Genomic DNA, 24,105 nt, shown 5'->3' with positions numbered 1-24,105 from the left:
TTGGCCAGTAATGAATCGTTTCATCTTCATGAACATCCGTTAATTAGTGATACTTAATTAACGTTTGAGGGTGCTTAGGTGTTTACAAAAACAGGGAGATTATTGGGGGTTTTTACACAGCCTCGGTCGATTTGAGTCTGCCATTAGCAAGTAGGGTGAACGGCTGTTTTCTGATCAGCAACAGTCCATCGCATCCCTAACGCTGTACCGTTGGTTTAACGGACTCTAAATAATTCAGGTCGCACAAACGTAATACTGAAATTAAGCTAACTAGTGTCGTGTTTCGAGACACTTGTAATGAATAATTTATCCCTGCTATTTTCCACTGCTATCACTGGTGAAGAGCCCATCAAACTCCTTGATGGTGCCGTCACCCTCTACAAAAGACCTAGTAGTCACCAATGGCAATGCCGTTTTAAGTTGTCTACTGGCGCTTGGCATTCGGCCAGTACTGGATCCGATCAAGTGGCCGAAGCCACAACCCAAGCCATTGCCATCTATGAAACAGTCAAGGTCAAGCTAGCCAGTGATCTAGCCATTAAGACTCGTACCTTTCGCCAATTGGCCACACAAGAGCTGGCTATGGCTGCCCGAGTAGTCCAGGCCAATCCCAATAAACGTACCCATGTTGATTACATACACATCTACACCAAGTACTTGATCCCATTCTTTGGTAATTATCAGATTAATGACATAACCCAAGAGCTTGTGGATGACTATGTGGCGTGGCGCATATCCCAGATGGGTAAGAATCCCAAGACCTATACCCAAAGGCGTCATGCGGGGCTTTATAAGCGAGTAATTGAGCGAGCCAGGGATCAGGGCTTAATCCATCGAAATCGCACCATTCCCTTGTTGGAGGTTAATGCCGATAGGGCAGAAATTAGGCCTGCATTTAATCAACAGGAGGTCAATTACTTACTGGAATACATGCGGGACTGGGAACGATTTGGCCGCAATCAGCGCAGTAACCATATGAGAAGGCTTTGCCGTGTGTATGTGGAGCTCTTGTTAGGAACAGGCATTAGACAAGGAACGGAGAGTATGCCAATCCGCTGGCGTAGCCTACAGTGGCATTGGATTGGTGAGCAGCGTTACCTAAGAATTTGGGTATCAGGCAAAACGGGCCCTAGATACCTAATAGCAAGACATTTTGTGACTGAGGCTTTAGAGCGATTAATTGCTTGGCAAAAGCTACCTTATAAGAACCTAGAGGCTGTGATTGAGGCCAAATTGGATAAGAAAGTATTTGTATTTCCCGAAGGGGATGCTCCGCATAGTCTAGATGATGTCTTTGAGCGGCTAATGCTTGAATCTAACTTACTAAAGGATGCTGCTGGTAAAAACAGAACCCTGTATAGCCTACGCCATACTTATGCAACCTTTGCTCTAGCTGAAGGTATTGATATACATACCTTAGCTAGGCAAATGGGTACTTCGACACTGATGATTGAAAAACATTACTCAAAGCTCACTCCTATGATGGCGGCCGCCAAATTAGCTTAAGCTGCTATGAGCGGGTTAATTGGCTCAGGCGTTGGTACTTCTGCAATTACTCCACCGGGATTACTTGGTGGATTGCGTACGGATCTAACAAAGTGTTCGAGACGCTCTAATAACTTGCGATTACTTGAGCTCACTTGTAACTGTGCTGATAGGACTTTGAGTAGTTGATCATCGGGTAGGGCGATGCCTTCTTGCTGCAAGATCCACTGCGCCCGAGATAACCAGTCTTTAGCGGTTACTGAAGGCACCATCAAACATGAACTGCGATCACGCAATGCCATATCCACTTGATCAATGTAGTTCGTTGTAAAGATGAACTGCGTATGACCGACCATGTCATCAACGATATCTCTAAAGGCAATGGCTGCTTTTAGGGTGAAATTGATCTCGTTAGACAACACATAAGTGCGCTTTTGATCATTGGTAGTAAATAGCTTATAAAACATGGGTGGACCACCAAATACTTCAGTCACATCCGTTATGGAGCTAAATTCCACTGCCTTTAAGCGGGTGATTTCAGCAGGCTTACCTTCAATAGCATCGGGCAATAGATTGGCAATCGTGGTTTTGCCAGTTCCAAAGCCGCCATGCAAAATCAAAGGTTTTAAATCCCTGCCATTGATGTAATCAGCCAATTTTGCTTTTAGGCTATTACTGCCCAGCACCACATCCTCAAGGGTTTTGGGTGCGTACTTGTATGCAAAGCTCATAGTATTTCCTTTATGAAGTGTAAAAAGCAGGGGAGGTTGATCAGTCCTAAACCCCTGTTAATTGATCAATTACTTAAGCCATTTCTTTGAAGAAGGCTTGGTTTGCGGCCTCACTAATTGCCGCTTGCGCTGCAAGTTCTGCTTGGGCTTTGACGTGCTCTTCCACCTTATTGACTAACTCTTGAGCTATTTTGCGTATGGCTTGCTCAATCATGGCAGTGGTAGAGGCTGGTACTACGCTTAAGACTTGCGTTTGACCACTAGCTAGCATCTTGCCAATTAACAAGGTGTATTCAGCTGAATCAGCAGGATGAGCTAATGCTGTCTTAGGTACCAAAGCCAAAGGATGTTGCAGTTGATTAACCAGCAATTGCTTTACTTCGGCTACTATCGCGCCATCCCCTTTGTAATGGCATAAATTCCTATTCTTAGTGCAATTCTTAATTTGATGACGCTTTATTTTGGTGCAGGCGCTCTGTTTTGGTGATTATTTGAATTTGCACCAACATGAAACATCCTCTAATCAATGCAGGCAGTGGTTATATGTGCCCAACTGATTAATTTACTCAAGAGGTGAGACATGAAGCGTAGATCAATTTTGAAGTTGTCAGCTTTGGCTGCGGCTTTGAGTTTTACAGGTTTAAGTCATTTGGCGATGGCTCAAAGCAAGGAGCCAATTAAGGTTGGTATTTTGCATTCACTATCCGGAACAATGGCGATCTCTGAAACATCACTTAAAGATATGGATTTGATGGTGATTGACCAGATTAATAAAAGCGGCGGCGTATTGGGTCGTAAATTAGAGCCAGTAGTAGTTGATCCAGCTTCCAATTGGCCATTATTTGCTGAAAAGGCTCGACAGCTTTTAACTAAAGATAAGGTTTCGGTTGTTTTTGGCTGCTGGACTTCCGTATCACGTAAATCTGTACTGCCAGTTTTTGAAGAGCTCAATGGCTTACTCTTTTACCCCGTGCAGTACGAAGGCGAAGAAATGTCTCGTAACGTTTTCTACACTGGCGCAGCGCCAAATCAACAGGCTATTCCAGCGGTTGAGTACTTGATGAGTAAAGAAGGTGGCGGGGCTAAGCGTTGGGTGCTTTTGGGTACTGACTATGTATATCCACGCACAACCAATAAGATCTTGCGTGCATTCTTGAAATCTAAAGGCGTTAAAGATGATGATATTCAAGAAACATATACACCATTTGGCCACTCAGACTATCAAACTATTGTTGCCAATATCAAGAAGTTCTCTCAAGGCGGCAAGACAGCAGTTGTTTCTACTATTAACGGCGACTCAAACGTTCCTTTCTACAAGGAATTGGGTAATGCGGGCTTGAAAGCGAAAGATGTTCCAGTAGTGGCATTCTCTGTTGGTGAAGAGGAATTGCGTGGCGTTGATACCAAGCCGTTGGTCGGTCAATTGGCTGCATGGAATTACTTCATGTCAGTTAAGAACCCAGTCAATGACGAGTGGAAAAAACAGTGGGCTGCTTACTCTGTAGAGAAAAAGTTGCCAGGGGCTAGCAAGCCTTTGACAGATGACCCAATGGAAGCTAGCCGTACCGGCATCTTGATGTGGAAAGCGGCTGTTGAGAAAGCGGGCACAACCGATGTTGATGCTGTTCGTAAAGCAATGATTGGTCAAAAACTTAACACTCCAAGTGGTTATCTTGAGGTGATGGGGGCTAATCACCATTTGTCTAAGCCAGTCATGATTGGTGAAATCAAGGCAGACGGACAATTCAACGTAATCTACAAAACTCCAACAGCTATTCCAGCCAAACCATGGAGTCAGTATATCGACGGTAATGCAGGCAAGCCTGATTCAGTACAGTAATTTTCAATAGAAATACCCTCCCTCAATTGGGGGAGGGTTTTCACAATCACCATGAAATTTCCAATCTTTTCAAAACTAATCCTTTCTGCTGCTTGTGTATTGGCATGTGGGATTACTTTTGCAAAAATTAATGTTGCAGATTTAAAGCCCCTGTTTAGTGATAACTTTGATGCCAAAGTTAAAGTGGTCCAAAATTTATCTAAAGAGGGTAGTCCCGAAGCCTTAGAAATTCTTCAGGCTCTCAGTGCAGAAAGCCTTTTCTTGTCGCCCCAAGGTGTTGTAGTTCAAAAGGGCGATCAATATTTAGATCCCTTAACCGGACTAAGTGTTTCAGTGAAGCCGGATGAACTGCAAGACGTTATTCTGAATAATCAACTGCGCGGTAAAGTTGATAATGCCTTGCTAGGTTTACAGCTAGCTTCTGCAGATCCACAGATTCGCGCTAAGGCAGTCGACTCTTTAATCAAGGATCCCGAGCCAGACACCTTCCCATTGGTTGAAAACTTACTGGCTACCGAAAAGGATCCTGCGCTCAAGCCAAAAGTACAGAAGCTCTGGGCGCTCCTTGCTTTGCAATCCGACAATCAAGAATCAAAACTAAAGGCAATTGAACTCTTAGGCGATAGTGGTGATCCACAAGTTGCTGCATTGCTGGCGCCTTTGGCAAAAGAGGGTGGCCCAGTGCAAGAGGCGGCTGAAAAGGCTTTAGCCAAAATTAAGAAGTCTGAGTTTAGCGGCGAAATCCTGGGTAATGTGATCGCTGGGTTTAGTTATGGAAGTATTTTGTTACTTTGCGCTTTGGGCTTGGCGATTACTTATGGCTTGATTGGCGTCATCAATATGGCGCACGGTGAATTCCTGATGGTTGGTGCTTATGCAACTTATGTTGTACAAGGATTTTTCAGGCAATATGCTCCTGGCTATTTAGATTGGTATTTGTTATTCGCTTTGCCGGTTGCTTTTATTGCCGCCGCCTTAGTGGGTATTTTGATCGAAAGAACGGTCATTAAATTTTTATATGGTCGTCCGCTAGAAACCTTATTAGCCACCTTTGGCGTCAGTTTGCTGATGATTCAGATGACCAGAACTATTTTTGGCGCTCAAAATGTCGAGGTGGCTAATCCAACGTGGATGTCTGGTGCCATGCAGGTACTACCTAACTTGGTTGTGCCCTATAACCGGATCATTATTTTTGCTTTTGCGATTGCGGTAGTAATCGTGACTTGGCTAGTATTAAACAAAACTCGTCTAGGGCTTTTCGTCAGGGCGGTTACTCAAAACCGGACTATGGCTGCATGCGTGGGTGTCAAAACAGTGCGCGTGGATATGTATGCCTTTGCATTTGGCGCAGGCATTGCCGGTCTTGGTGGTGTAGCCCTCTCACAGATTGGTAACGTAGGTCCCGATCTTGGTCAAAGCTATATTGTTGATTCCTTCATGGTGGTGGTACTCGGTGGAGTAGGTCAGCTTGCAGGCACTATTTATGGTGCATTTGGACTTGGTATCACCAGCAAATTATTAGAGCCATTTATTGGCGCCGTATTGGCCAAGATTGCTATCTTAGTGTTCATTATTATTTTTATCCAAAGACGTCCTCAAGGCCTCTTCGCACTGAAAGGCAGGAGCGTTGATTAATATGGATATTAGAAAGCTTGCTCCTTCATCTAGCTTTAGTTTGGCAATTCCTGAGCGTGAATCCATACTCAGCAAGCGTGCCTATATTGCCTTAGCAGCATTGACACTGTGCGTATTAATTGGTGTGCCAATATTTTCTTTGCTGGTTCCCGAGACTAGTATGTTCTACATGTCTGCTTATGCGCTTAGTTTAATTGGCAAGATTATGTGCTTTGCAATTGCGGCCTTAGCGCTTGATTTGGTTTGGGGTTACTGCGGAATATTGAGTTTGGGGCATGGATTGTTCTTTGCTATTGGCGGTTACATCATGGGCATGTATCTCATGCGCCAGATAGGAACTGAAGGTGTATACAAAAGCGAATTACCTGACTTCATGGTTTTCTTAGACTGGAAAGAGTTGCCTTGGTTCTGGAAGGGGAGCGAACACTTTTGGTGGATGCTTTTGATGTTGATTCTGGTTCCTGGAGCGATTTCCTGGGTATTTGGTTACTTTGCTTTTCGCTCCAGAATTAAAGGGGTTTACTTCTCCATCATTACGCAGGCATTAACATATGCCGCTATGCTTCTTTTCTTTAGGAATGAAACGGGCTTTGGTGGCAACAATGGTTTCACGGACTTTAAGCGGATATTGGGTTACTCCATCAGCGCGCCAAGTACTCGCGTCACACTTTTCATTGTTACCTTCTTAGTCCTGTTGGGCAGTTTTATTCTTTGCCGAGCCCTGGTGACCTCAAAAATGGGAAGGGTGATTACAGCGGTACGGGATGCAGAATCTCGTTTGATGTTTTGTGGGTACAACCCCTTAGGTTACAAACTCTTTATTTGGGTTCTATCTGCCATCCTATGCGCCATTGCTGGAGCTTTATTCGTTCCGCAGGTGGGCATCATTAATCCTGGAGAGATGTCTCCAACAAACTCGATTGAGATGGCGATCTGGGTAGCAGTAGGTGGCCGCGGCACCTTGCTAGGTCCAATTATTGGCGCATTTGCGGTGAGCGGGGCTAAGAGTTTTTTTACCACTAACTTTGCAGAATATTGGCTGTTTTTCTTAGGAATGATGTTTGTATTGGTGACCTTGTTTCTACCGAATGGATTGCTGGGTATCTATCACAAATTCGTTGTTAAGAAGGGTGGGTCAAAATGAGCGCTCACTTTCTTGAGAAGGGAATCGATACTTCTCATACTGGAATCCTCTATGTGGATGATCTATCGGTCAATTTTGACGGTTTTCAGGCCATTAATAAATTGTCATTGACGATTGATGTCGGCGAACTGCGCTGTGTGATTGGGCCCAATGGCGCCGGTAAGACTACCTTAATGGATGTCATTACCGGTAAAACTCGCTCTAACATTGCCGATATTGATGGCTCCGTTTATTTAGGTTCGACCATTGATCTTATGACCATGAACGAGCCACAAATTGCCCAAATTGGCGTTGGCCGTAAATTTCAAAAGCCCACGGTATTTGAGAATCACCCTGTTTGGGAAAATCTTGAATTGGCGATGGCTGGAGATAAATCATGGCATCACTCCTTGATTGCTAAAGTAGATCTAGAGGGCCGTCGTTTGATGGAATCAGTGCTTGCCCTTACACAGTTAGAGTCAGAAGCTTATCGTGAAGCTGGCCTTCTTTCTCACGGTCAAAAGCAACGCTTAGAGATTGGTATGCTTCTAATGCAGCAGCCCAAGCTGTTATTGCTTGATGAGCCCGTTGCAGGGATGACGGACGAAGAAACAATGCGCTTAGCTGAGCTTCTAAATTCATTACGTGGTCAATGCTCGATGATGGTAGTTGAGCATGATATGGAATTTGTTGCTGCTTTAGCGGGCCCAAAAGGTAAGGTGACTGTATTGGCTGAAGGTTCAGTTCTAGCCGAGGGCACTTTGGATGAAGTAAAGCGTGATGAACGCGTAATCGAATCGTATTTAGGGCGTTAATCATGCTTATCGTCAAAGATCTCAATCAATATTATGGCGGAAGCCATATTTTGCGTAATGTGAATTTTGAAGTCCCCAAGAGTCAGTTAACCAGTTTGCTTGGGCGAAATGGCGTTGGCAAAACCACTTTGCTCAAATCGCTTATGGGTGTGGTGAAACTAAAGACTGGCTCGATTGCTTGGGATGGAAAAGAATTGGCCAATCTACCCCCGTGGTCTCGGGTGGACGGTGGATTTGCCTATGTTCCTCAGGGTCGAGAAATTTTCCCAAGACTCACAGTCGAAGAAAACTTGCTCATTGGAGCGGCAAAATTCTCAAGCCCAAAAAATATCCCTGGATATATTTACGAGCTATTTCCAATTCTGTCGGATATGAAGGCGCGTCGGGGCGGTGATTTGTCAGGTGGCCAACAACAGCAGTTAGCAATTGGGCGTGCATTGATGTCTCAGCCAGAGTTGATCATTTTGGATGAGCCTACCGAGGGTATCCAGCCATCTATCATTCAGGACATTGGGCGCTGTCTTCGTAAATTAGTCGATGAGATGGGCATCACTGTTTTATTAGTAGAGCAGTATTACGACTTTGCAAAAGAGCTCTCAGATAACTATATCGTGATGCGCCGCGGTGAAGTCGTCGCGCAAGGCAAAGGTGCTGATATGGATCTCAATGGTGTTCAGGAGATGATTTCGGTTTAAAGTGGATGCTGAATTCACTGAAATGGTTTATCCACATGTTTTTGGCTCCAGATAACGCAGTAAAACAGCTATTTAGGTCTCTAAGTCCTAGTTGGCTAGCCAAACTGAGCCTATCTTATGAGCGCACTGTAATTGGCACTGTATTAAAGAAAAGTTTGCATGAGGGGCCACTGCGAGTTCAAAAAGCTTTATATCCCGAAGGTGATGATATTTGCCACACGGTCATCATTCACCCGCCAGCAGGTATCGCAGGCGGAGATACCTTAGATATCCAGGTTGCTGTTGGTAAGGGTAGTCATGTGGTTCTATCTACTCCAAGTGCCACTAAATGGTACAAATCATTTAAAAATCTTGCTACTCAAAATATTCAATTTGAGCTGGGTGAGAATGCAAAATTAGATTGGCTACCTCAAGAGAATCTTTTTTTTAAAGGCGCTAACTCTAACGTTATTACCAGGCTGAGCCTTTCATCGAATGCTTCATTTATTGGTTGGGACGCCCTGATGTTAGGACGCCATGCCTCTGGCGAGGAATGGTCTAGTGGCCACATTCATATGCTCAATGAAATAAGGCGTGATGGAAAGTTAATTTGGATCGAGAACGGGCATATCGATGCCGAAGATCAATACTCCAGATCTTTACCTCAACTAGGGTCTTGGCCTGTTTGTGCAACTCTATGGGCCGTAGGACCAAGTTGCTCAGCTAATTTAGTTGAAACCTTTGCTCAGATAATGCCTTGGACTGATTCATTACGGGCTGGGGTGACGTTGATGCCACAAGGCGTCTTTTTGGTGAGGGCAGTCTCTAATGATATGGAGATAGCTAGAAATTTTATGATTGATGTATGGTCTAAATTAAGACCGATAGTTCATGGTGTGCCAGCTCAGCCATTACGGCTTTGGGCTTCTTAGGATTGTTATAGGTGAGATATGGAATTAACTCCACGCGAAAAAGATAAATTACTAATATTCACAGCGGCACTCTTAGCGGAGCGCAGAAAGGCTCGAGGCCTCAAGTTGAACTATCCGGAATCAGTCGCTTTAATTAGCGCTGCGATTATGGAGGGTGCGCGTGATGGCAAAACGGTCGCACAACTGATGCACGAAGGGCAAGCGATACTAGGTCGCGAAGATGTCATGGAAGGGGTTCCAGAAATGATTCCAGATATTCAGATTGAGGCAACATTTCCTGATGGAACAAAATTAGTCACAGTTCATAACCCGATTGTTTAGGAGCAATACAAATGAGTCTTCATATAAAAAAAATATTGTTAGCTTTTGCTGGATTGATCGGAGTTCTATCTTCAAATTTGGTTTATGCCCACCCAGGACATGAAACTTCGGTTAGTTTCCTATCGGGTCTGATGCATCCATTTAGTGGCTTTGATCATTTTTTAGTCATTGTGCTCGTAGGATTTTGGAGTGCTTTCATGCTGAAAAAAATCTGGCTTGGGCCTTGTGTTTTTATATTAGGCATGTGTCTTGGGGTATTTGCTGGCCTAAGTAATTTATCTCTTCATATCTTTGAATTTGGAATCGCTGCTTCTGTAATTGCAATGGGATTATTGTTGCTTGTACAGCGCCAGTACTCCAATAATGCAATCCTTGCCTTAATTAGTTTTTTTGGAATATTTCATGGGTTTGCCCACGCTGAATTATTTTCAAATGGATCCTATGGAGCTTCCTTAGTGGCACAAGATATGGCCGGCTTGATTTTGGCAACTGGGATTTTGCATTTATCGGGCGCTCTATTAGTCAATCTCCTTAAGGAAAAGACGGCGATCTTTGCAAGAGTGACTGGATTTGCTAGTGTTATATACGGCTGGGTATTAATCAGTCAGCTTTCCTTTGCACTGCTTGGCGGAGCATCGACATGAGTTCGCCATCGAGTGCAAATAGCCAACGCTTTATTCCAGGGCAGATGTTTGTAGAGCCTGGAGATATTGAGTTGAATGTTGGCCGAAAAACACTTTCAATTGAAGTCTCTAATAGTGGCGATCGTCCTATTCAAATAGGTTCCCATTTTCACTTCTTTGAAGTAAATGATGCCCTGTTATTTGATCGCGATAAAACGAAGGGCATGCGATTAAATATTGTTGCAGGCACTGCTGTGCGTTTTGAGCCAGGCCAAAAGCGCACTATTGAGCTTGTAGAGGTGGCTGGTGAGAAGAAGATTTATGGCTTTGCTGGCCGCGTTATGGGAGGTCTCTAATGGCTAAGATTGGTCGTCAAGCCTATGCTGAAATGTTTGGCCCTACTGTAGGTGATCGTTTAAGACTGGCGGATACCGGCCTCATGATTGAGGTTGAAAAGGACCTCACTATCTATGGCGAAGAAGTCAAATTTGGCGGTGGTAAAGTCATTCGTGATGGTATGGGTCAAAGTCAACGCGAGTCAAAGGACTGTGCCGATACCGTTATTACCAATGCGGTAATCATTGATCACTGGGGCATTATCAAAGCTGATATCTCTATTAAAAATGGCAGAATATCTAATATTGGTAAGGCTGGTAACCCAGATATTCAACCGGGGATTACTTCTGTCATTGGCCCTGGTACCGAAATTATTGCTGGCGAAGGAATGATAGTGACCGCGGGTGGTATTGATACTCATATCCACTTTATTTGTCCGCAGCAAATTGAAGAGGCTTTAATGTCTGGGGTAACCACCATGATTGGTGGCGGTACGGGCCCAGCAACTGGTACTTTTGCAACTACTTGCACGCCTGGTCCTTGGCATATTCAAAGAATGTTGCAATCCATCGATGCATATCCTATGAATATTGGCCTATTGGGTAAAGGCAATGCTAGCTTGCCAGCTGGATTACGAGAGCAAGTTGATGCAGGCGCAATTGGATTGAAGTTGCATGAAGACTGGGGGACTACGCCAGCAGCGATTGATTGTTGTTTGGGTGTTGCTGATGAAACTGATACTCAGGTGGCAATTCATACCGACACTTTAAATGAGTCTGGATTTGTAGAGACAACCTTAGCTGCATTTAAGGGGCGCACTATTCACACTTATCACACCGAGGGCGCAGGAGGTGGTCATGCCCCTGACATTATTCGTGCATGTGGCGAGTCAAATGTATTGCCATCCTCAACTAACCCCACCAGACCATTTACGGTTAATACATTAGATGAGCATTTGGATATGCTGATGGTGTGCCATCATCTTGATGCATCTATTGCTGAAGATATTGCCTTTGCAGAATCGCGTATTCGTCGTGAAACCATCGCTGCTGAGGATATCTTGCATGACTTAGGCGCATTCTCGATGCTTTCATCAGATTCTCAAGCGATGGGTCGCGTGGGTGAGGTAATTATTCGTACCTGGCAAACTGCTGACAAGATGAAAGTACAGCGTGGTTTGCTTCCGGGTGATACAAATCGTCACGATAACTTCCGAGTCAAGCGTTACATCTCTAAGTACACCATTAATCCTGCCATTACCCATGGCATTTCTCATGTTGTTGGGTCTATTGAGGTCGGTAAGTATGCGGATTTAGTATTTTGGAAGCCTGCCTTCTTCGGCGTCAAGCCTTCATTAATATTAAAGGGTGGGTCTATTGCGGCAGCGGCTATGGGCGATCCAAACGCATCTATTCCAACGCCGCAGCCCGTTCATTACCGAAATATGTTTGCGGGCATTGGCCAAGGGATACGTCATAGCTCATTAACTTTCATTTCTCAATCGGCTATGAATGCCAATATTCGCGATGCTTATGGATTAGAGAAGCAAGTTGAGGTGGTAAAGAATTGTCGATCTATCACCAAGGCAGATATGGTCCACAACGATTGGCAGCCAAATATCTCCGTAGATCCAGAAACCTACCAAGTGATAGCAAATGGCGAACTATTAACTTGTGAGCCAGCAAAAGTATTACCAATGGCTCAACGATATTTCTTGTTCTAGGAAAAATTATGTCAGAACCAATTCGCGTTGAGAAAATCATCCCCAAAGGACAGGGCTTAGCCAAAGCAGTTATTGCTAGAGCGCTCGAACTAAAGTTGCCATTTGAGGTACGCAATAAAAGCCGTTTTTCAGAAATACTTTCCGATGGTCGCGAGGCACACTTTTTTCTGCCAAGAGGTAATGTGCTGGCAAGTGATGATATTTTGATTGCAGATGATGGATCCATGATTCGAATCTCCGCGGCGGATCAAGAGGTAATAACAATTGCCTCTACCGACGCACATCAGCTGATGAGGGCTGCTTACCACTTAGGTAATCGACATATTCCTGTTCAGGTGGGCTTGGGATTCTTGAGGATTGAGCTTGACTCAGTGTTAGAGGGCATGATTCATCAATTGGGGTTGGAGTCTAAGCATGAATTTGCCCCGTTTGAGCCTGAAACAGGTGCGTATGGAGGTGGACATCGCCATAGTCATGCTGAGACATTTGATAGCGACTATGCCTTAGCTCAAAAAGTGTATGCCGAACATGAGAAGCCACATGTTCATGGGCATGGATGCTCTCACCATCATCACGGCGATCATGATCATTCACATGAGCATTGATCTAAACGAAATCACTGCATTGATGCAGTTGGCATCACCAGCATTGCCAATCGGTGGATATAGCTATTCTCAGGGCTTAGAAGCTGCCATTGATTCTGGCTTGGTAAACGATGCTCTTACTGCAGAAGCATGGATAAAAGATGTATTTTTAGGCGTCTTTGTCAGATCTGAAGCCCCACTTTGGCTTCTCAGTTATGAGGCATGGGCAAAAAATGATATTGATTCCGCCCAAAGTCTGAACGACTATTTCTTAGCCAGTCGCGAAACCTCAGAGCTCAGATCAGAAACTGAGCAGATGGGTTGGTCTTTATTGCAAATTGCTCAGTCTTTGGGTTGGGGTAGCGAATACCTTACTAAATTATCCGCAATCAAACCTTTGTCATTATTGACGGCCCATAGCTATGCCTGTTTTCATCTAAATATACAGTCAAAGAATGGGCTTGCAGCTTATGCATTCTCATGGATAGAAAACCAAGTAGCAGCTTCTTTAAAAGCTATACCGCTGGGTCAAGTAGCAGGGCAGCATGCCTTAACAAAGCTTCGCTTGCTTGTTCCTGAAATGGTTGAGCAGGCTGAACAAAGAGCTAAATCTGGTTTATCGATGGTTGACAATTTTTCACCAATGTTGGCTATCCTTTCTTCCAGGCACGAGACTCAGTATTCCCGATTATTCCGTTCATAGACAAAAGAAATGATGAGAACTAAAAAAAATCCCCCTTTAAGAGTTGGTATTGGTGGCCCTGTAGGTTCAGGCAAGACAACTTTGCTCGAGATGCTTTGTAAAGCAATGCGTGATCAGTATGACTTGGTAGTGATTACCAACGATATATACACTAAAGAAGATCAGCGTTTACTTACTGTTGCAGGTGCTTTAGATCCAGAGCGAATCATGGGGGTTGAGACAGGTGGTTGCCCTCATACCGCCATTAGAGAGGATGCCTCTATCAATTTAGAAGCCGTTGACCGTATGCAGAATCAGTATCCAGATGTAGATATTATTTTTATTGAGTCTGGTGGTGATAATTTAGCGGCAACTTTCAGCCCAGAGCTTTCTGACTTGACGATTTATGTGATTGATGTAGCTGGAGGGGAAAAGATTCCTCGTAAAGGCGGGCCTGGAATTACACGCTCTGATTTATTGGTAATCAATAAGACCGATCTTGCACCTTATGTTGGAGCCTCCTTACCCATAATGGAGTCAGACGCCAAAAAGATGCGTGGTGATCGACCATTTATTATGGGTAGCATAAAGTCAGGCGATGGGCTTAAAGGAATTATTGAGTTTATTGAGAAAAAAGGATTGTTAGCAAGTTAAGCCCTTTCCAGAACCTCATCACTCTTGAATATCTGCTTAGGATAGATTGATGTTGCTTTAAGTGACTCGAAATGGGGGCGTTGCCCAGTTTGTCGGGTAAACCGACAAACTGTCGTGTTTCGAGACGCTCATAGCTCAAACGGTCACCTGGCGCCTACCATCCTGACCCATTACGGCCCGATAGATCTTCTATTGAGTTTATACAGTTGCTAATAAATTCCATCCACCCAAAAGAAAAGGGACCACATTGCTGTGATCCCTTCGTATAACTGGTGGGTCGGGCGATGCAGAGTAACTGACTGTCACGTAACACGACACCATCCAGCGTCGGTTTAACTGACTTCACTTCTGTAGATGCCATATCAAAACCATTCAATTCCACATGATTCCAATGATCTCGGTGCGTATGCCACGCCTGATCTAGTAAGGCTTAAGTCATTGTTTCTGCTATTGATTTAGCTCATTTTTAAAGCTTCTAAGGCGTAGGTCGCACGTTCGAATCGTGCTGGGCAGGCCAGATATCCACCGTTCGCACCATAGCTTTCAAAGCTCCAATCATTTATGGTCACCTTTAGGCTGCATTGTCATAGAATGCTTCGATGAATATTCATTTGATCAAGATTAGTACATGTCTAATTGGCTCGGTCTTAATTCTTTGTTCGTGCTCTACCGCTAAGTTAGAGGCACGCCTTGAGGCCAATCCTCAATGTAAAGAAGTTGTTAACTCTAAAACAGGTGCTTTAATGCCTTGCCCTGGCTCGGATAAGTCTTTTTATAGAGAGGTTGGTTTAGCGCCAGCAAAGTCGGCTCCGGTAGTAAGTGCTCCAATCACTTCATCTCCAACGGCAGCAACTTCAATGCAGGCACCATTAAATAATATTTCAACATCTGTGCCAGTAGGGTCAACCCAGACGACTCGATCTCAAGTTGGATGTAAGCCCCAGATTCATAAAAAGACGGGCGGAACCATGCCCTGTCCAGCCCCGGACTAAATTGATAAAGGTATGATCATCTTTATTAATAGAAGTCTTACAAGGTAACTTAACCCATCACTCGGAATCGCCATGAATAAAATGAAAGTGCTGTTAGCAACATTTGCTACGGCAATGACTTTGGCTGCATGTAGCAATGCACCTAAATTAGCAACAGAATCCATGCCTAGATCGGGCTTCTTGCCTGATTACAATCTTTTAGTTCCAATGGCTAGCAGCGATAAAGATACTCGTATTTGGAGATACCGTATTTCAGGTGTGAACCCTGGTTCATACACCGCAGTAATCTTGGACCCGATTTACCTGAATCAAAATGCCACCAAGTCAGTCAGCATGGATGATATTAATAAGGCAAAAGCCGCACTACAGGCCTCTATGGTTGAGGCTGTTAATTCTCGCGGCACCATCAAGTTAGTTAATAAACCAGGACCTGGTGTTGCGCGCATCTCTGTTGGCATCACTGGCGCGGAAAGTTCAGCCGATAGTTTGCAACCCTGGAATTTCACCCCAATTGGTTTGGCAATGAATGCAGCTGCTTATGCTGGTGGCGTAAATTCCAAAACACCAGCGCTGTTGGTTGAGAGCAAAATAACTGATAGTCAATCAAAACAATTATTAGGAGAAGGCTTGATTACCATTCAAGGGGAATCCTTTAGGACTAACGCCGGATCTGCAGATTCATTTGTTGCAATGGCGAAGAAAGTGGTCCGCTCAGCAATGGAAACATCCGCCAACCCATTGCCAACTGGTCAATAAGTCTTCATCATGAAATCCCTCATTAAAAAAATAATCGCCATTGCCCTGTCATCTCTGGTAGCAATCCCATTATTAGCCTTGGCTGATGATGCATCTCGCGATAAAGAAATTGCTGAGCGATTTGCTAAATGCGATGTCAATCATGATGGCAAGTTAACTAGAGAAGAAGCTAATGGTTGCATGCCTCGTATCTATGACCACTTTAGTTACATCGACTCAAGCAACAGAGGTTATGTAACTGTGGCTGAAATTCAGGCTATGGCTAATCGTTGATATTTAAAATATAAGAGCCTCCTGTGAGGCTCTTTTTTATTGGGTTAATGATGTCTGTATCTTTTCCAGGTTTTGAAACTAAAACATTTTCCACTGACTCTGAAGATGGTTCAATTGATATCTCATATCTCATTGGTGGTAACGGTCCTCCATTGTTGCTACTCCATGGGTTTCCCCAAACGAAGGCCATCTGGAGCCAAGTAGCTCCTGAGTTAGCCAGAAACTTTACGGTAGTTGCTGCTGACTTGAGGGGATATGGTGCGTCATCAAAGCCCCACGGCAAAATTGATCACTCAACATATTCAAAAAGATCAATGGCCGCAGATCAACATGCATTGATGAAAAGTTTAGGTTTTAATCAATTCTTCTTGCTTGGACATGACAGAGGTGGAAGGGTTTCTCATCGCCTGGCAATGGATTTTCCTGAAAGTGTTTTGCGCTTAATGGTCCTAGACGTATCTCCAACATTAACCATGTATGAGAACACCACCATGGAATTTGCTAAGGGATATTGGCATTGGTTCTTCCTGATACAGCCAGAGCCAGTTCCAGAAACCTTAATCGGCGCTAATCCTGAGTTTTGGTTAAAAAATCATATGGGTCGCCATGCGGGTACGGGAATATTTTCCCCAGATCGATGGTCGGAGTATTTGGCTGGGGCCAGCAATCCAGAAGGCATGCATGCTATGTGTGAAGATTACCGAGCCGCTGCTACGACTGACCTCATCCACGATCGCTCCGATCGTGCTGCAGGCAAGATGTTGAAGATGCCACTGAAGGTGTTGTGGGGTGAACATGGCTTAGTAAACCAGTGCTTTAAACCCTTAGAGGACTGGGGGGCTGTGGCAAGGGATGTTTCTGGAAAAGCTGTTCCCAGCGGTCACTACATACCAGAAGAGATTCCTGACGTATTGCTGGCGGAGGTCAGGAAATTTTTTGGCTAAAAACTCAACAAGTCAGCTTTAAAACAAAAAACCCTAAATAAATCAAATATTTAGGGTTTTTTAACAATCACTCAGGGTGAAAGTTATTGCTTGCCATGAAGCTAATAGTACGTTCGAAGCCAAGGATCCGGATATAACGCCAAGCAATATCTCGGTATTTACTGTCCAGGTAGCCAATAGCTACTTCAGGCGTCCTTGTGGACAAGTCGATCTCTTGAATTGCGCGGGCCCAACGTTTGAGTCTTGTTGACATATTTGTCACCTCCATGGCTATACAACGCATGGAAAAGCGGTCGAGATGACACGAATTACAAAATATTTATCAAAAAAACAGCTGTTTTTCTTAAATGGAGACAACTTTATGGGGATTAAGGATATTTTGGGGGTCTAAAGCTCTTTTGAGGGTCTTCATGAGCTCGTGGGCAACTTCACCCTTATGAGCCCTTAAGCCCTCCAATTTGAGCTGTCCTACCCCGTGTTCTGCAGAAATGGAGCCATTACAGCGCTCGACCTGGGCATATACGAGCTCATGAATGGGCTTTTCATTGATTTCATTGAAGGTCTTGGGGTCTGTGCCCAAGGGTGGGGCAATGTTGTAGTGCAGGTTTCCATCCCCTAAATGGCCAAAATTGATGATTCTGACACCCGGAAACTTTGTCCTCATCAAGGCATCGGTTTCTTTGATAAAGCGATCAAGCGATGAGAGGGGGATGGTGATGTCATGTTTGAGGTTTGCGCCTTCTTCGGCTTGCGCTAGCGTAATGTGTTCCCGCATATGCCAAAAAGCATTGGCTTGACTTAAGTTGCTGGCAACAACGGCGTCGCTGATGAGTCCTGATTCAAATGCTTCCTCCAAAATGGTTTCCAGAAGTTGCCTGACATGATCCTCGCTCTCATGATCTGACAATTCAATCAGTACGGTAAATGGTTGATTACCTTGCAGGGGATTTGCCATCTGAGGAAAGTGCTTCTCATTTAAATCCAATGACTCCTGCGTCATCATTTCGAATCCGGTCAGAAGTGAAGTTGCCCGTTTCTGAAAGAGATTTAAAAGTGCAATTGAAGAGGCGATGGTTTCACATGCGACAAGGGTGGTCCATTGAGAGATCGGTAGTGGGTATAGCTTCATGACTGCAGCAGTAATGATTCCCAAAGTACCTTCAGATCCAATAAACAAGTCACGCAAATCGTAACCCGTATTGTCCTTGCGCAAACCTTTAACGCCATTCCAAATCTCACCTTTAGCAGTAACAACTTCAAGACCTAGACATAAATCACGTGCATTACCGTAGCGCAACACATTAGTTCCACCGGCATTGGTTGCTAAGTTACCGCCGATCATGCAACTACCCTCAGCACCCAGACTTAAGGGAAATAAAAATCCCTGCTCAGCAGCTTTTTCTTGCACGGCTTGCAAAATACATCCCGCCTCGAGTGTGATCGTTTGATTTGCAATATCGATTTCACGAATCTGATTCATGCGCTTGAGATTGAGGATGACTTGCTTACCGCTGTTATCGGGTGTAGCGCCGCCACAAAAGCCGGTATGTCCTCCTTGAGGGACTATAGCAACCTGGCTTGCGGCGCAGAGCTTGACGATATTTGCTACTTCAGTAGCATTACCAGGTAAAAGAACTGCAAGCGCTTTTCCCGTAAAGCGTTTACGCCAATCAGTTAAGTAGGGCGCTTTATCCCCAGCTTGAGTCAGAATATATTTTGTCTCAAGGACTGTGGATAACTGATTGATGAAGTTTTGCATTTTTACTCCGCAGCCGCCTTTTTTATAGCCTTAGCTTCTTTTTTGATGGGCTTTAGATACATGAGTAAACAGACAAAGCCAATGGTCGACAAAATAGTTTCGAGGAGCGCAAGCCAAAAGTTAGCACCTGTTTCGAGAATGCGAACTAAGCCTTCGGTTGTATATAGCAATATCAACATTGAGGCCCACTGCATTGTGTAAACCCTTCCTTTCCATATCCCAGGAATAGCGAATAGCAAAGGGATGCCTTTCAGGATTAACCAGGATCCACCAGGTCGGAGAGGGGAGACGAACCACTCCCAACAGACACACAAGATAAATAAATCAATAAAAGCAGCTGTTGCTATAAGTTGGTATGGATTTTTGTCGAGACTCTTTTTTATCATGATGACTGCTGAATGCATTACCTTTTGTTTTGAAAAAGCATTAAGGCAGCTTCAGCTAAACGCTTACCCTGTGCCTTTGCTAGGCGCTGCTCTTCAGGGCTGATAGGCGCACGTCCATCGGCATGGGCGAGATGAGTTACTCCATAGGGACTGCCGCCTGTATTTGAAGACATGAGGTCAGGCTCGCTGTAAGGAATGCCCATCAGCATCATGCCGTGATGCAACAGTGGAATCATCATTGTTAAGAGGGTGCTTTCTTGACCGCCATGCATGCTGCCGGTACTCGTAAAGACGCAGGCCGGCTTACCAATTAAGGCGCCATTCAACCACTCTGAAGAACTACCGTCCCAAAAGTATTTCATCGGCGCTGCCATATTGCCAAAACGAGTCGGAGACCCTAAAGCAAGACCAATGCACTCCTTTAGGTCTGAATATTCAGCGTAAGGCGCTCCATCCTGGGGAACGGCTGCCTCAGTAGCTTCACAAACCGCAGAAATGGGGGGCACGGTTCTCAAGCGGGCATTTGCCCCTGGTACGCTCTCGATACCCTCGGCAATCAGGCGCGCCAGATCCTTGGTTGCACCATAACGGGAGTAGTACAAAACTAAAATATCGTGTTGGCTCATATTGATCTCTTATGATACGGCGATGCGCCTTATTCGTAACCCCCAATTATGGCTCTCTCTGGCTAAAGAGATCTGGGAGCGTAATCGCGGTCAAAATTTGAAGCAAATTGCAGCCAGCCTAGCATTTACAACAACTTTATCCATGGTGCCGATGGTCACGATCGCCACCATACTGATCGGCCACCTCCCACGCGTAATTCAAGTAAAAAATACCTTTAGATCCTGGCTTTTGGATACCTATATGCCAGGCGGCATTAATCAGCAGGCATTTATTTATTTAGAGCAATTCTCATCCCAAGCAAAAGGCTTAACCTATGTGGGCTTGGCCGGACTGATCATCACGACAATCATGACTTTAGCGGTGATTGAGGGTGCCTTTAACCAAATATTCAAGGTCACTGCAAGACGCCCTTTGTATAAAAAAATTGTGATCTATAGTGCGGCAACTATCCTAGGTCCAATCATGCTTGGCGTTGGCATTTACTTGAGTGGCGTTTTATTTAGTGCTTCAGAAGGCTGGATCAGCGCGGTATCTTTTGGCTTTCAACTAGTGGCCGCGATTGCCCCAATCTTTTTGGCCATTCTGGTCTATGCAGTGGTCTACAAAATTCTTCCTTACGCCAAGATTTTGTGGCAAGACGCCTTTACGGGAGCTTTTGTTGCAGCGCTTGCCTTTGAGCTAATGAAGTTTGGATTTGCCATTTTCTTGGGCAATACAGCCTTCTATAAAACGGTATATGGCGCTTTTGCGATCTTGCCTCTCGGTTTAACGTGGATCTATATGACCTGGTGGATTACCTTAACTGGCGCGGTATTGGTGGCTAATTTGCCGGATATTCGAAGCGGTGTCATTAGGGTTATTCGTTACTAAAAGTATCGCCTAAGCTCTTGATTCGCGGAGTTCTTGAGTCTATATTGGATCTATAAATACATTGTTTTCGGAGACCAAATGAAAGTTCGTGACATATTACGCGTCAAGGGAAGCACCCTTTTTACAGTAGCCCCTGATACGGCGCTGCAAACTGCAGTGCTAGTAATGAGTGAGCACGACATTGGTTCATTGGTGGTCATGGAGTATGACAAACTGGTTGGCATTCTGACCTTCCGTGAAGTTATTGCCGCTTTAGCTAAACATCACGGCAAGCTTGAAGGTCTTCAAGTAAATACTGTGATGAATCAAACACCTTTGACCTGCAATATGGAAACCGAGATTGATGAGGTTCGGCGCATGATGCTGGTAGACCATGCGCGCTATTTGCCAGTAGTCGATCAAAAGATGTTGATGGGCGTTATTTCTTTCTACGACGTAGCAAAATCGGTGGTGGAAGCCCAGGACTTCGAAAATACAATGCTCAAGGCCTATATTCGTGATTGGCCGGAAGATACTGAAAAAGCAGCTTCCTAAGTCGTTCTAGCCATCATTTTCCGACAAATGACATAATGTCGATATGTCAGGAAATACTTTAGGCCTACTTTTTACTGTTACCACTTTTGGTGAATCCCACGGTCCCGCAATCGGGGCGGTGGTTGATGGTTGCCCGCCAGGTATGAATCTTTCAGAAGCTGACATTCAGTTGGACTTAGATCGTCGCAAACCAGGTACATCTCGTCACGTTACGCAGCGCAAAGAAGAGGACAAAGTTGAGATCCTTTCCGGTGTGTTTGAGGGCAAAACAACAGGCACCCCTATTGCGCTATTAATCCGTAATACAGACCAACGCAGCCAGGATTATGGTGATATCTTGCAGACCTTTAGACCTGGTCATGCTGATTATGCGTATCAAAATAAATATGGCATTCGTGACCCCCGTGGTGGCGGTCGCTCATCCGCTCGCTTAACGGCGCCAGTTGTTGCTGCCGCTGCGATCGCCAAAAAATGGCTTCATGAGAAATATGGCACTGAGTTTTATGGCTATATGAGTCAATTGGGCGAACTTGAAATTCCATTTAAAGATGCCGCTCAGATTGACCGGAATCCATTCTTTGCCGCTAATTCTGAAATCATCCCTCAGCTTGAAGGCTATATGGATGAGTTACGTAGAGCAGGGGATTCTTGTGGGGCACGTATCGAGGTAAGGGCTCGTAATGTTCCTGTTGGCTTGGGTGAGCCTTTATTCGATAAGTTGGATGCCGATATTGCGCATGCCATGATGGGTATCAACGCCGTTAAAGGTGTTGAGATTGGCGCTGGCTTTAAGTCGGTAGTTCAGCGCGGTAGCGAGCATGGAGATGAGCTTCATCCCGATGGCTTTGCAAGCAATAACTCTGGCGGTACTTTGGGCGGCATTAGTAGCGGTCAAGATCTGCGTGTTTCTATCGCAATCAAACCAACTTCGAGCATCATGAGCCCGAAGCAGTCTGTCGATTTAGATGGAAAGCCGATTACAGTTCAAACCAAAGGCAGGCATGACCCTTGCGTTGGTATTCGTGCAACACCGATTGCTGAAGCAATGTTAGCGCTAGTATTAATGGATCATGCTCTACGCCATCGCGCTCAATGCGCTGATGTACCAGATGCTGCGTCTATTCCAGCCTCTCAACCAGGCTCATTCCGCAATTAATTGGCTTAATCGATGACGCCTTCGCTACGCTGGGCCTTCGGGTCCTTTTTCTTTTTATATTTCGCTTATGTTGGGTTAGTTTCTCCATACGCTAGCCTGTTCTTTTTAGAACGGGGCTTTAGTGTTATAGAGATTGCTGCATTGATGTCTATGTTGCAGATCACCCGCATTGTTGGCCCTTTTTCTTGGGGTTGGTTATCGGACTACCTTTCTAATCGGATTAGCATTATTCGATTCTGTGCATGTCTTGCAGCGGTAGTTTTCTTATGCATTTATTTCTTGCATAGCTACATCGGATTTTTTATTTGGATGTTTGTGTTGCACACCATTTTGAGTAGTTTGATGCCGCTTGGTGAGTCAGCCACTATTCATGCCTTATACAAAGATAATTCCTTTGATAAGCGTTACGGACGCTTACGTCTCTGGGGGTCTATCGGCTTTATTGCCATGGTTCTTGCTGCAGGAGAGCTATTCCAGCGCAAAAGCATTGGGCTTTATCCCATTGTGGGCACCGTTGTTTTAATTGCCCTAGCTCTTATTACTTTTTGTCTACACGAGCCCAAGATGGAGCGTCGCAAAATGGTGAAAGGGGAGTTATTGGTTGTGCTTTTTAATCCTGATGTTCGGTGGTTTCTAGTGTCTGGATTTTTTATGATCTTTGCCCATGCTGCTTTATATGTTTTTTACTCTCTTTATCTCTCAAACCTTGGGTACAACAAATTTCAGATTGGCCTGTTTTGGGCTCTAGGAGTTTTCGCTGAAGTCATTTTCTTTTACTTTCAAAGCAAGGTATTGAGTCGGTTAGATGCCGAGGTGATATTGCAGGCCGCCTTTGGAATTGGAGTAGTCAGATTTGCTTTAATAGCCTTCCTACCAATCACTTCCGTTTTGATATTGGCGCAATTAATGCATGCTGGCACTTTTGCTGCGCACCATAGTGCCGCTACAAAACTTTTGCAACGTTGGTTCACGGGCCCAGTACAGGCTAGAGGTCAAGCTTTGATGGCTACCATCTCATACGGTCTTGGCGGAACGCTCGGGGGGTTATGTGCTGGTTGGATATGGGAGGCATCTCAACCTAGAGATGTATTTGTAATGTCCGCATTTGCTTGCGGACTGGCGGGTATGGCGATCCAAAAACTCAGACCGCGACATTACCCCGCTAGATAGAGCTACCAGCTTTTTATTGAATCTTTGCCTTAGCGCGTAGTTTTTGCATCATTTCTGAGAACTTCGCCTTTTGCCAACTCTTATCAGAGATGATCATCTGCTTCAATTGAGCCTTCATTTCTTCAAAGCTTGGGGCTTGAATATCACGAGAGTCCATCACCTTAATGATGTGCCAACCAAACTGTGATTTCACAGGCTTATCAGTGATTTGCCCATTTTTGAGCTGCACCATTGCTTTAGAAAACTCTGGTACTAATGCTTTATCGCTAACCCAGCCAAGATCGCCGCCATTTTTAGCGGAGCCCGGGTCCAGTGACTTTGCTTTAGCGATATCTTCGAAATTAGCGCCCGCCTTAAGCTGTGCAGTAATTGCCTTGGCATCGGCTTCTTTTTCTACCAAGATATGTTCTACGTGATATTCCTTGCCACTGTATTGCGCCTTTGCAGATTCATAAGCGGCTTTCAGATCGGCTTCTGCAA

Annotated in this window: 29 protein-coding genes; 22 read left to right on the top strand and 7 right to left on the bottom strand. The window is 44.7% G+C overall.

Annotated features, from left to right (window positions below; genetic code table 11):
• Window positions 1-297 precede the first annotated feature (297 nt).
• Entirely contained in the window at window positions 298-1,506 is a 1,209-nt protein-coding gene (locus tag ICN37_RS08320) for a tyrosine-type recombinase/integrase (protein ID WP_216156550.1), read from the top strand.
• On the opposite strand, the gene ICN37_RS08315 is transcribed toward ICN37_RS08320, so the two are convergent.
• Both ICN37_RS08315 and ICN37_RS08310 read right to left on the bottom strand, forming a co-directional pair.
• Entirely contained in the window at window positions 1,503-2,216 is a 714-nt protein-coding gene (locus ICN37_RS08315; protein ID WP_216156548.1) for a hypothetical protein, read from the bottom strand. The genes ICN37_RS08320 and ICN37_RS08315 overlap by 4 nt on opposite strands.
• A gap of 73 nt (window positions 2,217-2,289) precedes the next feature.
• Entirely contained in the window at window positions 2,290-2,586 is a 297-nt protein-coding gene (locus tag ICN37_RS08310) for a hypothetical protein (RefSeq protein ID WP_216156546.1), read from the bottom strand.
• A 210-nt stretch (window positions 2,587-2,796) separates the two neighbouring features.
• Between ICN37_RS08310 and urtA the strand changes: the two genes are divergently transcribed.
• The 17 genes from urtA to ICN37_RS08225 all read left to right on the top strand — a co-directional run bounded on the left by urtA (window position 2,797) and on the right by ICN37_RS08225 (window position 17,123).
• Window positions 2,797-4,056, top strand: coding sequence for an urea ABC transporter substrate-binding protein (gene urtA / locus ICN37_RS08305; protein ID WP_076024347.1), 1,260 nt, complete (start codon window positions 2,797-2,799; stop codon window positions 4,054-4,056).
• 51 nt (window positions 4,057-4,107) lie between these two features.
• Window positions 4,108-5,691 carry an urea ABC transporter permease subunit UrtB gene (gene urtB, locus ICN37_RS08300; RefSeq protein ID WP_215361614.1) on the top strand — a complete coding sequence of 528 codons (1,584 nt, stop codon included), beginning with the start codon at window positions 4,108-4,110 and terminating at the stop codon, window positions 5,689-5,691.
• 1 nt (window position 5,692) lies between these two features.
• On the top strand, window positions 5,693-6,835 hold the full coding sequence (urtC, locus tag ICN37_RS08295) for an urea ABC transporter permease subunit UrtC (protein WP_216156544.1): 1,143 nt from the start codon (window positions 5,693-5,695) through the stop codon (window positions 6,833-6,835).
• Window positions 6,832-7,629 carry an urea ABC transporter ATP-binding protein UrtD gene (gene urtD, locus ICN37_RS08290; protein ID WP_216156542.1) on the top strand — a complete coding sequence of 266 codons (798 nt, stop codon included), beginning with the start codon at window positions 6,832-6,834 and terminating at the stop codon, window positions 7,627-7,629. Before urtC ends, urtD begins: the two co-directional genes overlap by 4 nt.
• Before the next feature lie 2 nt (window positions 7,630-7,631).
• Complete coding sequence (gene urtE / locus ICN37_RS08285; protein ID WP_216156540.1) at window positions 7,632-8,324, top strand: urea ABC transporter ATP-binding subunit UrtE; 693 nt, start codon at window positions 7,632-7,634, stop codon at window positions 8,322-8,324.
• Between the two features lie 5 nt (window positions 8,325-8,329).
• On the top strand, window positions 8,330-9,235 hold the full coding sequence (locus ICN37_RS08280; RefSeq protein WP_216156538.1) for an urease accessory protein UreD: 906 nt from the start codon (window positions 8,330-8,332) through the stop codon (window positions 9,233-9,235).
• An 18-nt stretch (window positions 9,236-9,253) separates the two neighbouring features.
• Entirely contained in the window at window positions 9,254-9,556 is a 303-nt protein-coding gene (locus ICN37_RS08275; protein ID WP_076024343.1) for an urease subunit gamma, read from the top strand.
• Window positions 9,557-9,567: 11 nt separating this feature from the next.
• On the top strand, window positions 9,568-10,200 hold the full coding sequence (locus ICN37_RS08270; protein ID WP_216156536.1) for a HupE/UreJ family protein: 633 nt from the start codon (window positions 9,568-9,570) through the stop codon (window positions 10,198-10,200).
• Entirely contained in the window at window positions 10,197-10,535 is a 339-nt protein-coding gene (locus tag ICN37_RS08265; RefSeq protein WP_216156533.1) for an urease subunit beta, read from the top strand. The genes ICN37_RS08270 and ICN37_RS08265 overlap by 4 nt, the downstream gene beginning before the upstream one ends.
• Window positions 10,535-12,238, top strand: a complete 1,704-nt coding sequence (ureC, locus tag ICN37_RS08260; RefSeq protein ID WP_216156530.1) for an urease subunit alpha — start codon at window positions 10,535-10,537, stop codon at window positions 12,236-12,238. The genes ICN37_RS08265 and ureC overlap by 1 nt, the downstream gene beginning before the upstream one ends.
• An 8-nt stretch (window positions 12,239-12,246) precedes the next feature.
• Complete coding sequence (gene ureE, locus ICN37_RS08255) at window positions 12,247-12,843, top strand: urease accessory protein UreE (protein ID WP_216156526.1); 597 nt, start codon at window positions 12,247-12,249, stop codon at window positions 12,841-12,843.
• The gene (locus tag ICN37_RS08250; protein ID WP_076024350.1) at window positions 12,833-13,525 is read left to right on the top strand and encodes an urease accessory protein UreF; all 693 of its coding nucleotides are present in this window, start codon (window positions 12,833-12,835) and stop codon (window positions 13,523-13,525) included. The genes ureE and ICN37_RS08250 overlap by 11 nt, the downstream gene beginning before the upstream one ends.
• Before the next feature lie 9 nt (window positions 13,526-13,534).
• Window positions 13,535-14,158: an urease accessory protein UreG gene (ureG, locus tag ICN37_RS08245; RefSeq protein ID WP_216156523.1), complete on the top strand. Its 624-nt coding sequence runs from the start codon at window positions 13,535-13,537 to the stop codon at window positions 14,156-14,158.
• Between the two features lie 599 nt (window positions 14,159-14,757).
• On the top strand, window positions 14,758-15,150 hold the full coding sequence (locus tag ICN37_RS08240; protein WP_216156521.1) for a hypothetical protein: 393 nt from the start codon (window positions 14,758-14,760) through the stop codon (window positions 15,148-15,150).
• Between the two features lie 72 nt (window positions 15,151-15,222).
• Window positions 15,223-15,906 (top strand): DUF3313 domain-containing protein, encoded by a 684-nt coding sequence (locus tag ICN37_RS08235; RefSeq protein WP_216156518.1) that lies wholly within the window; start codon window positions 15,223-15,225, stop codon window positions 15,904-15,906.
• Window positions 15,907-15,915: 9 nt separating this feature from the next.
• Window positions 15,916-16,179: an EF-hand domain-containing protein gene (locus tag ICN37_RS08230; RefSeq protein WP_255538501.1), complete on the top strand. Its 264-nt coding sequence runs from the start codon at window positions 15,916-15,918 to the stop codon at window positions 16,177-16,179.
• Between the two features lie 50 nt (window positions 16,180-16,229).
• Window positions 16,230-17,123 carry an alpha/beta fold hydrolase gene (locus tag ICN37_RS08225; RefSeq protein ID WP_216156515.1) on the top strand — a complete coding sequence of 298 codons (894 nt, stop codon included), beginning with the start codon at window positions 16,230-16,232 and terminating at the stop codon, window positions 17,121-17,123.
• A gap of 67 nt (window positions 17,124-17,190) precedes the next feature.
• Here the strand turns inward: ICN37_RS08225 and ICN37_RS08220 are convergent, their stop codons facing one another.
• The 4 genes from ICN37_RS08220 to wrbA form a co-directional block, all read right to left on the bottom strand.
• The gene (locus tag ICN37_RS08220) at window positions 17,191-17,376 is read right to left on the bottom strand and encodes a hypothetical protein (RefSeq protein WP_072582447.1); all 186 of its coding nucleotides are present in this window, start codon (window positions 17,374-17,376) and stop codon (window positions 17,191-17,193) included.
• 90 nt (window positions 17,377-17,466) lie between these two features.
• Window positions 17,467-18,882 (bottom strand): FAD-binding oxidoreductase, encoded by a 1,416-nt coding sequence (locus tag ICN37_RS08215; protein WP_216156512.1) that lies wholly within the window; start codon window positions 18,880-18,882, stop codon window positions 17,467-17,469.
• Between the two features lie 2 nt (window positions 18,883-18,884).
• Window positions 18,885-19,268: a DUF2069 domain-containing protein gene (locus ICN37_RS08210; RefSeq protein ID WP_215322312.1), complete on the bottom strand. Its 384-nt coding sequence runs from the start codon at window positions 19,266-19,268 to the stop codon at window positions 18,885-18,887.
• Window positions 19,269-19,285: 17 nt separating this feature from the next.
• Window positions 19,286-19,894 carry an NAD(P)H:quinone oxidoreductase gene (wrbA, locus tag ICN37_RS08205; protein ID WP_215322216.1) on the bottom strand — a complete coding sequence of 203 codons (609 nt, stop codon included), beginning with the start codon at window positions 19,892-19,894 and terminating at the stop codon, window positions 19,286-19,288.
• Between the two features lie 22 nt (window positions 19,895-19,916).
• Here wrbA and ICN37_RS08200 point away from each other — a divergent pair, with 22 nt between their 5' ends.
• The 4 genes from ICN37_RS08200 to ICN37_RS08185 all read left to right on the top strand — a co-directional run bounded on the left by ICN37_RS08200 (window position 19,917) and on the right by ICN37_RS08185 (window position 23,625).
• Window positions 19,917-20,765, top strand: coding sequence for a YhjD/YihY/BrkB family envelope integrity protein (locus ICN37_RS08200; RefSeq protein WP_215322215.1), 849 nt, complete (start codon window positions 19,917-19,919; stop codon window positions 20,763-20,765).
• Window positions 20,766-20,843: 78 nt separating this feature from the next.
• The gene (locus tag ICN37_RS08195) at window positions 20,844-21,299 is read left to right on the top strand and encodes a CBS domain-containing protein (protein ID WP_072582442.1); all 456 of its coding nucleotides are present in this window, start codon (window positions 20,844-20,846) and stop codon (window positions 21,297-21,299) included.
• 43 nt (window positions 21,300-21,342) lie between these two features.
• A complete protein-coding gene (gene aroC, locus ICN37_RS08190; RefSeq protein WP_216156507.1) occupies window positions 21,343-22,455 on the top strand; it encodes a chorismate synthase in 1,113 nt (370 codons plus the stop codon).
• Between the two features lie 12 nt (window positions 22,456-22,467).
• A complete protein-coding gene (locus ICN37_RS08185; RefSeq protein ID WP_215322211.1) occupies window positions 22,468-23,625 on the top strand; it encodes an MFS transporter in 1,158 nt (385 codons plus the stop codon).
• A gap of 13 nt (window positions 23,626-23,638) precedes the next feature.
• Here ICN37_RS08185 and ICN37_RS11595 read toward each other — a convergent pair.
• Window positions 23,639-24,105: peptidylprolyl isomerase (locus ICN37_RS11595; protein ID WP_255538500.1), on the bottom strand; the 467-nt coding region annotated here is incomplete at its 5' end.

The organism is Polynucleobacter sp. P1-05-14, from assembly GCF_018881675.1.
GTDB lineage: Bacteria > Pseudomonadota > Gammaproteobacteria > Burkholderiales > Burkholderiaceae > Polynucleobacter.
Note: the sequence above shows the minus strand (reverse complement) of the source record. Positions and strands in the feature narration are given on the sequence as shown.

Coding starts and splice junctions, on each gene's coding strand:
- ICN37_RS08320 (WP_216156550.1), top strand. CDS start 298: ATGAATAATTTATCCCTGCTATTTTCCACTGCTATCACTGGTGAAGAG.
- ICN37_RS08315 (WP_216156548.1), bottom strand. CDS start 2,216: ATGAGCTTTGCATACAAGTACGCACCCAAAACCCTTGAGGATGTGGTG.
- urtA (WP_076024347.1), top strand. CDS start 2,797: ATGAAGCGTAGATCAATTTTGAAGTTGTCAGCTTTGGCTGCGGCTTTG.
- urtB (WP_215361614.1), top strand. CDS start 4,108: ATGAAATTTCCAATCTTTTCAAAACTAATCCTTTCTGCTGCTTGTGTA.
- urtC (WP_216156544.1), top strand. CDS start 5,693: ATGGATATTAGAAAGCTTGCTCCTTCATCTAGCTTTAGTTTGGCAATT.
- urtD (WP_216156542.1), top strand. CDS start 6,832: ATGAGCGCTCACTTTCTTGAGAAGGGAATCGATACTTCTCATACTGGA.
- urtE (WP_216156540.1), top strand. CDS start 7,632: ATGCTTATCGTCAAAGATCTCAATCAATATTATGGCGGAAGCCATATT.
- ICN37_RS08280 (WP_216156538.1), top strand. CDS start 8,330: ATGCTGAATTCACTGAAATGGTTTATCCACATGTTTTTGGCTCCAGAT.
- ICN37_RS08275 (WP_076024343.1), top strand. CDS start 9,254: ATGGAATTAACTCCACGCGAAAAAGATAAATTACTAATATTCACAGCG.
- ICN37_RS08270 (WP_216156536.1), top strand. CDS start 9,568: ATGAGTCTTCATATAAAAAAAATATTGTTAGCTTTTGCTGGATTGATC.
- ICN37_RS08265 (WP_216156533.1), top strand. CDS start 10,197: ATGAGTTCGCCATCGAGTGCAAATAGCCAACGCTTTATTCCAGGGCAG.
- ureC (WP_216156530.1), top strand. CDS start 10,535: ATGGCTAAGATTGGTCGTCAAGCCTATGCTGAAATGTTTGGCCCTACT.
- ureE (WP_216156526.1), top strand. CDS start 12,247: ATGTCAGAACCAATTCGCGTTGAGAAAATCATCCCCAAAGGACAGGGC.
- ICN37_RS08250 (WP_076024350.1), top strand. CDS start 12,833: ATGAGCATTGATCTAAACGAAATCACTGCATTGATGCAGTTGGCATCA.
- ureG (WP_216156523.1), top strand. CDS start 13,535: ATGATGAGAACTAAAAAAAATCCCCCTTTAAGAGTTGGTATTGGTGGC.
- ICN37_RS08240 (WP_216156521.1), top strand. CDS start 14,758: ATGAATATTCATTTGATCAAGATTAGTACATGTCTAATTGGCTCGGTC.
- ICN37_RS08235 (WP_216156518.1), top strand. CDS start 15,223: ATGAATAAAATGAAAGTGCTGTTAGCAACATTTGCTACGGCAATGACT.
- ICN37_RS08230 (WP_255538501.1), top strand. CDS start 15,916: ATGAAATCCCTCATTAAAAAAATAATCGCCATTGCCCTGTCATCTCTG.
- ICN37_RS08225 (WP_216156515.1), top strand. CDS start 16,230: ATGTCTGTATCTTTTCCAGGTTTTGAAACTAAAACATTTTCCACTGAC.
- ICN37_RS08220 (WP_072582447.1), bottom strand. CDS start 17,376: ATGTCAACAAGACTCAAACGTTGGGCCCGCGCAATTCAAGAGATCGAC.
- ICN37_RS08215 (WP_216156512.1), bottom strand. CDS start 18,882: ATGCAAAACTTCATCAATCAGTTATCCACAGTCCTTGAGACAAAATAT.
- ICN37_RS08210 (WP_215322312.1), bottom strand. CDS start 19,268: ATGATAAAAAAGAGTCTCGACAAAAATCCATACCAACTTATAGCAACA.
- wrbA (WP_215322216.1), bottom strand. CDS start 19,894: ATGAGCCAACACGATATTTTAGTTTTGTACTACTCCCGTTATGGTGCA.
- ICN37_RS08200 (WP_215322215.1), top strand. CDS start 19,917: ATGCGCCTTATTCGTAACCCCCAATTATGGCTCTCTCTGGCTAAAGAG.
- ICN37_RS08195 (WP_072582442.1), top strand. CDS start 20,844: ATGAAAGTTCGTGACATATTACGCGTCAAGGGAAGCACCCTTTTTACA.
- aroC (WP_216156507.1), top strand. CDS start 21,343: ATGTCAGGAAATACTTTAGGCCTACTTTTTACTGTTACCACTTTTGGT.
- ICN37_RS08185 (WP_215322211.1), top strand. CDS start 22,468: ATGACGCCTTCGCTACGCTGGGCCTTCGGGTCCTTTTTCTTTTTATAT.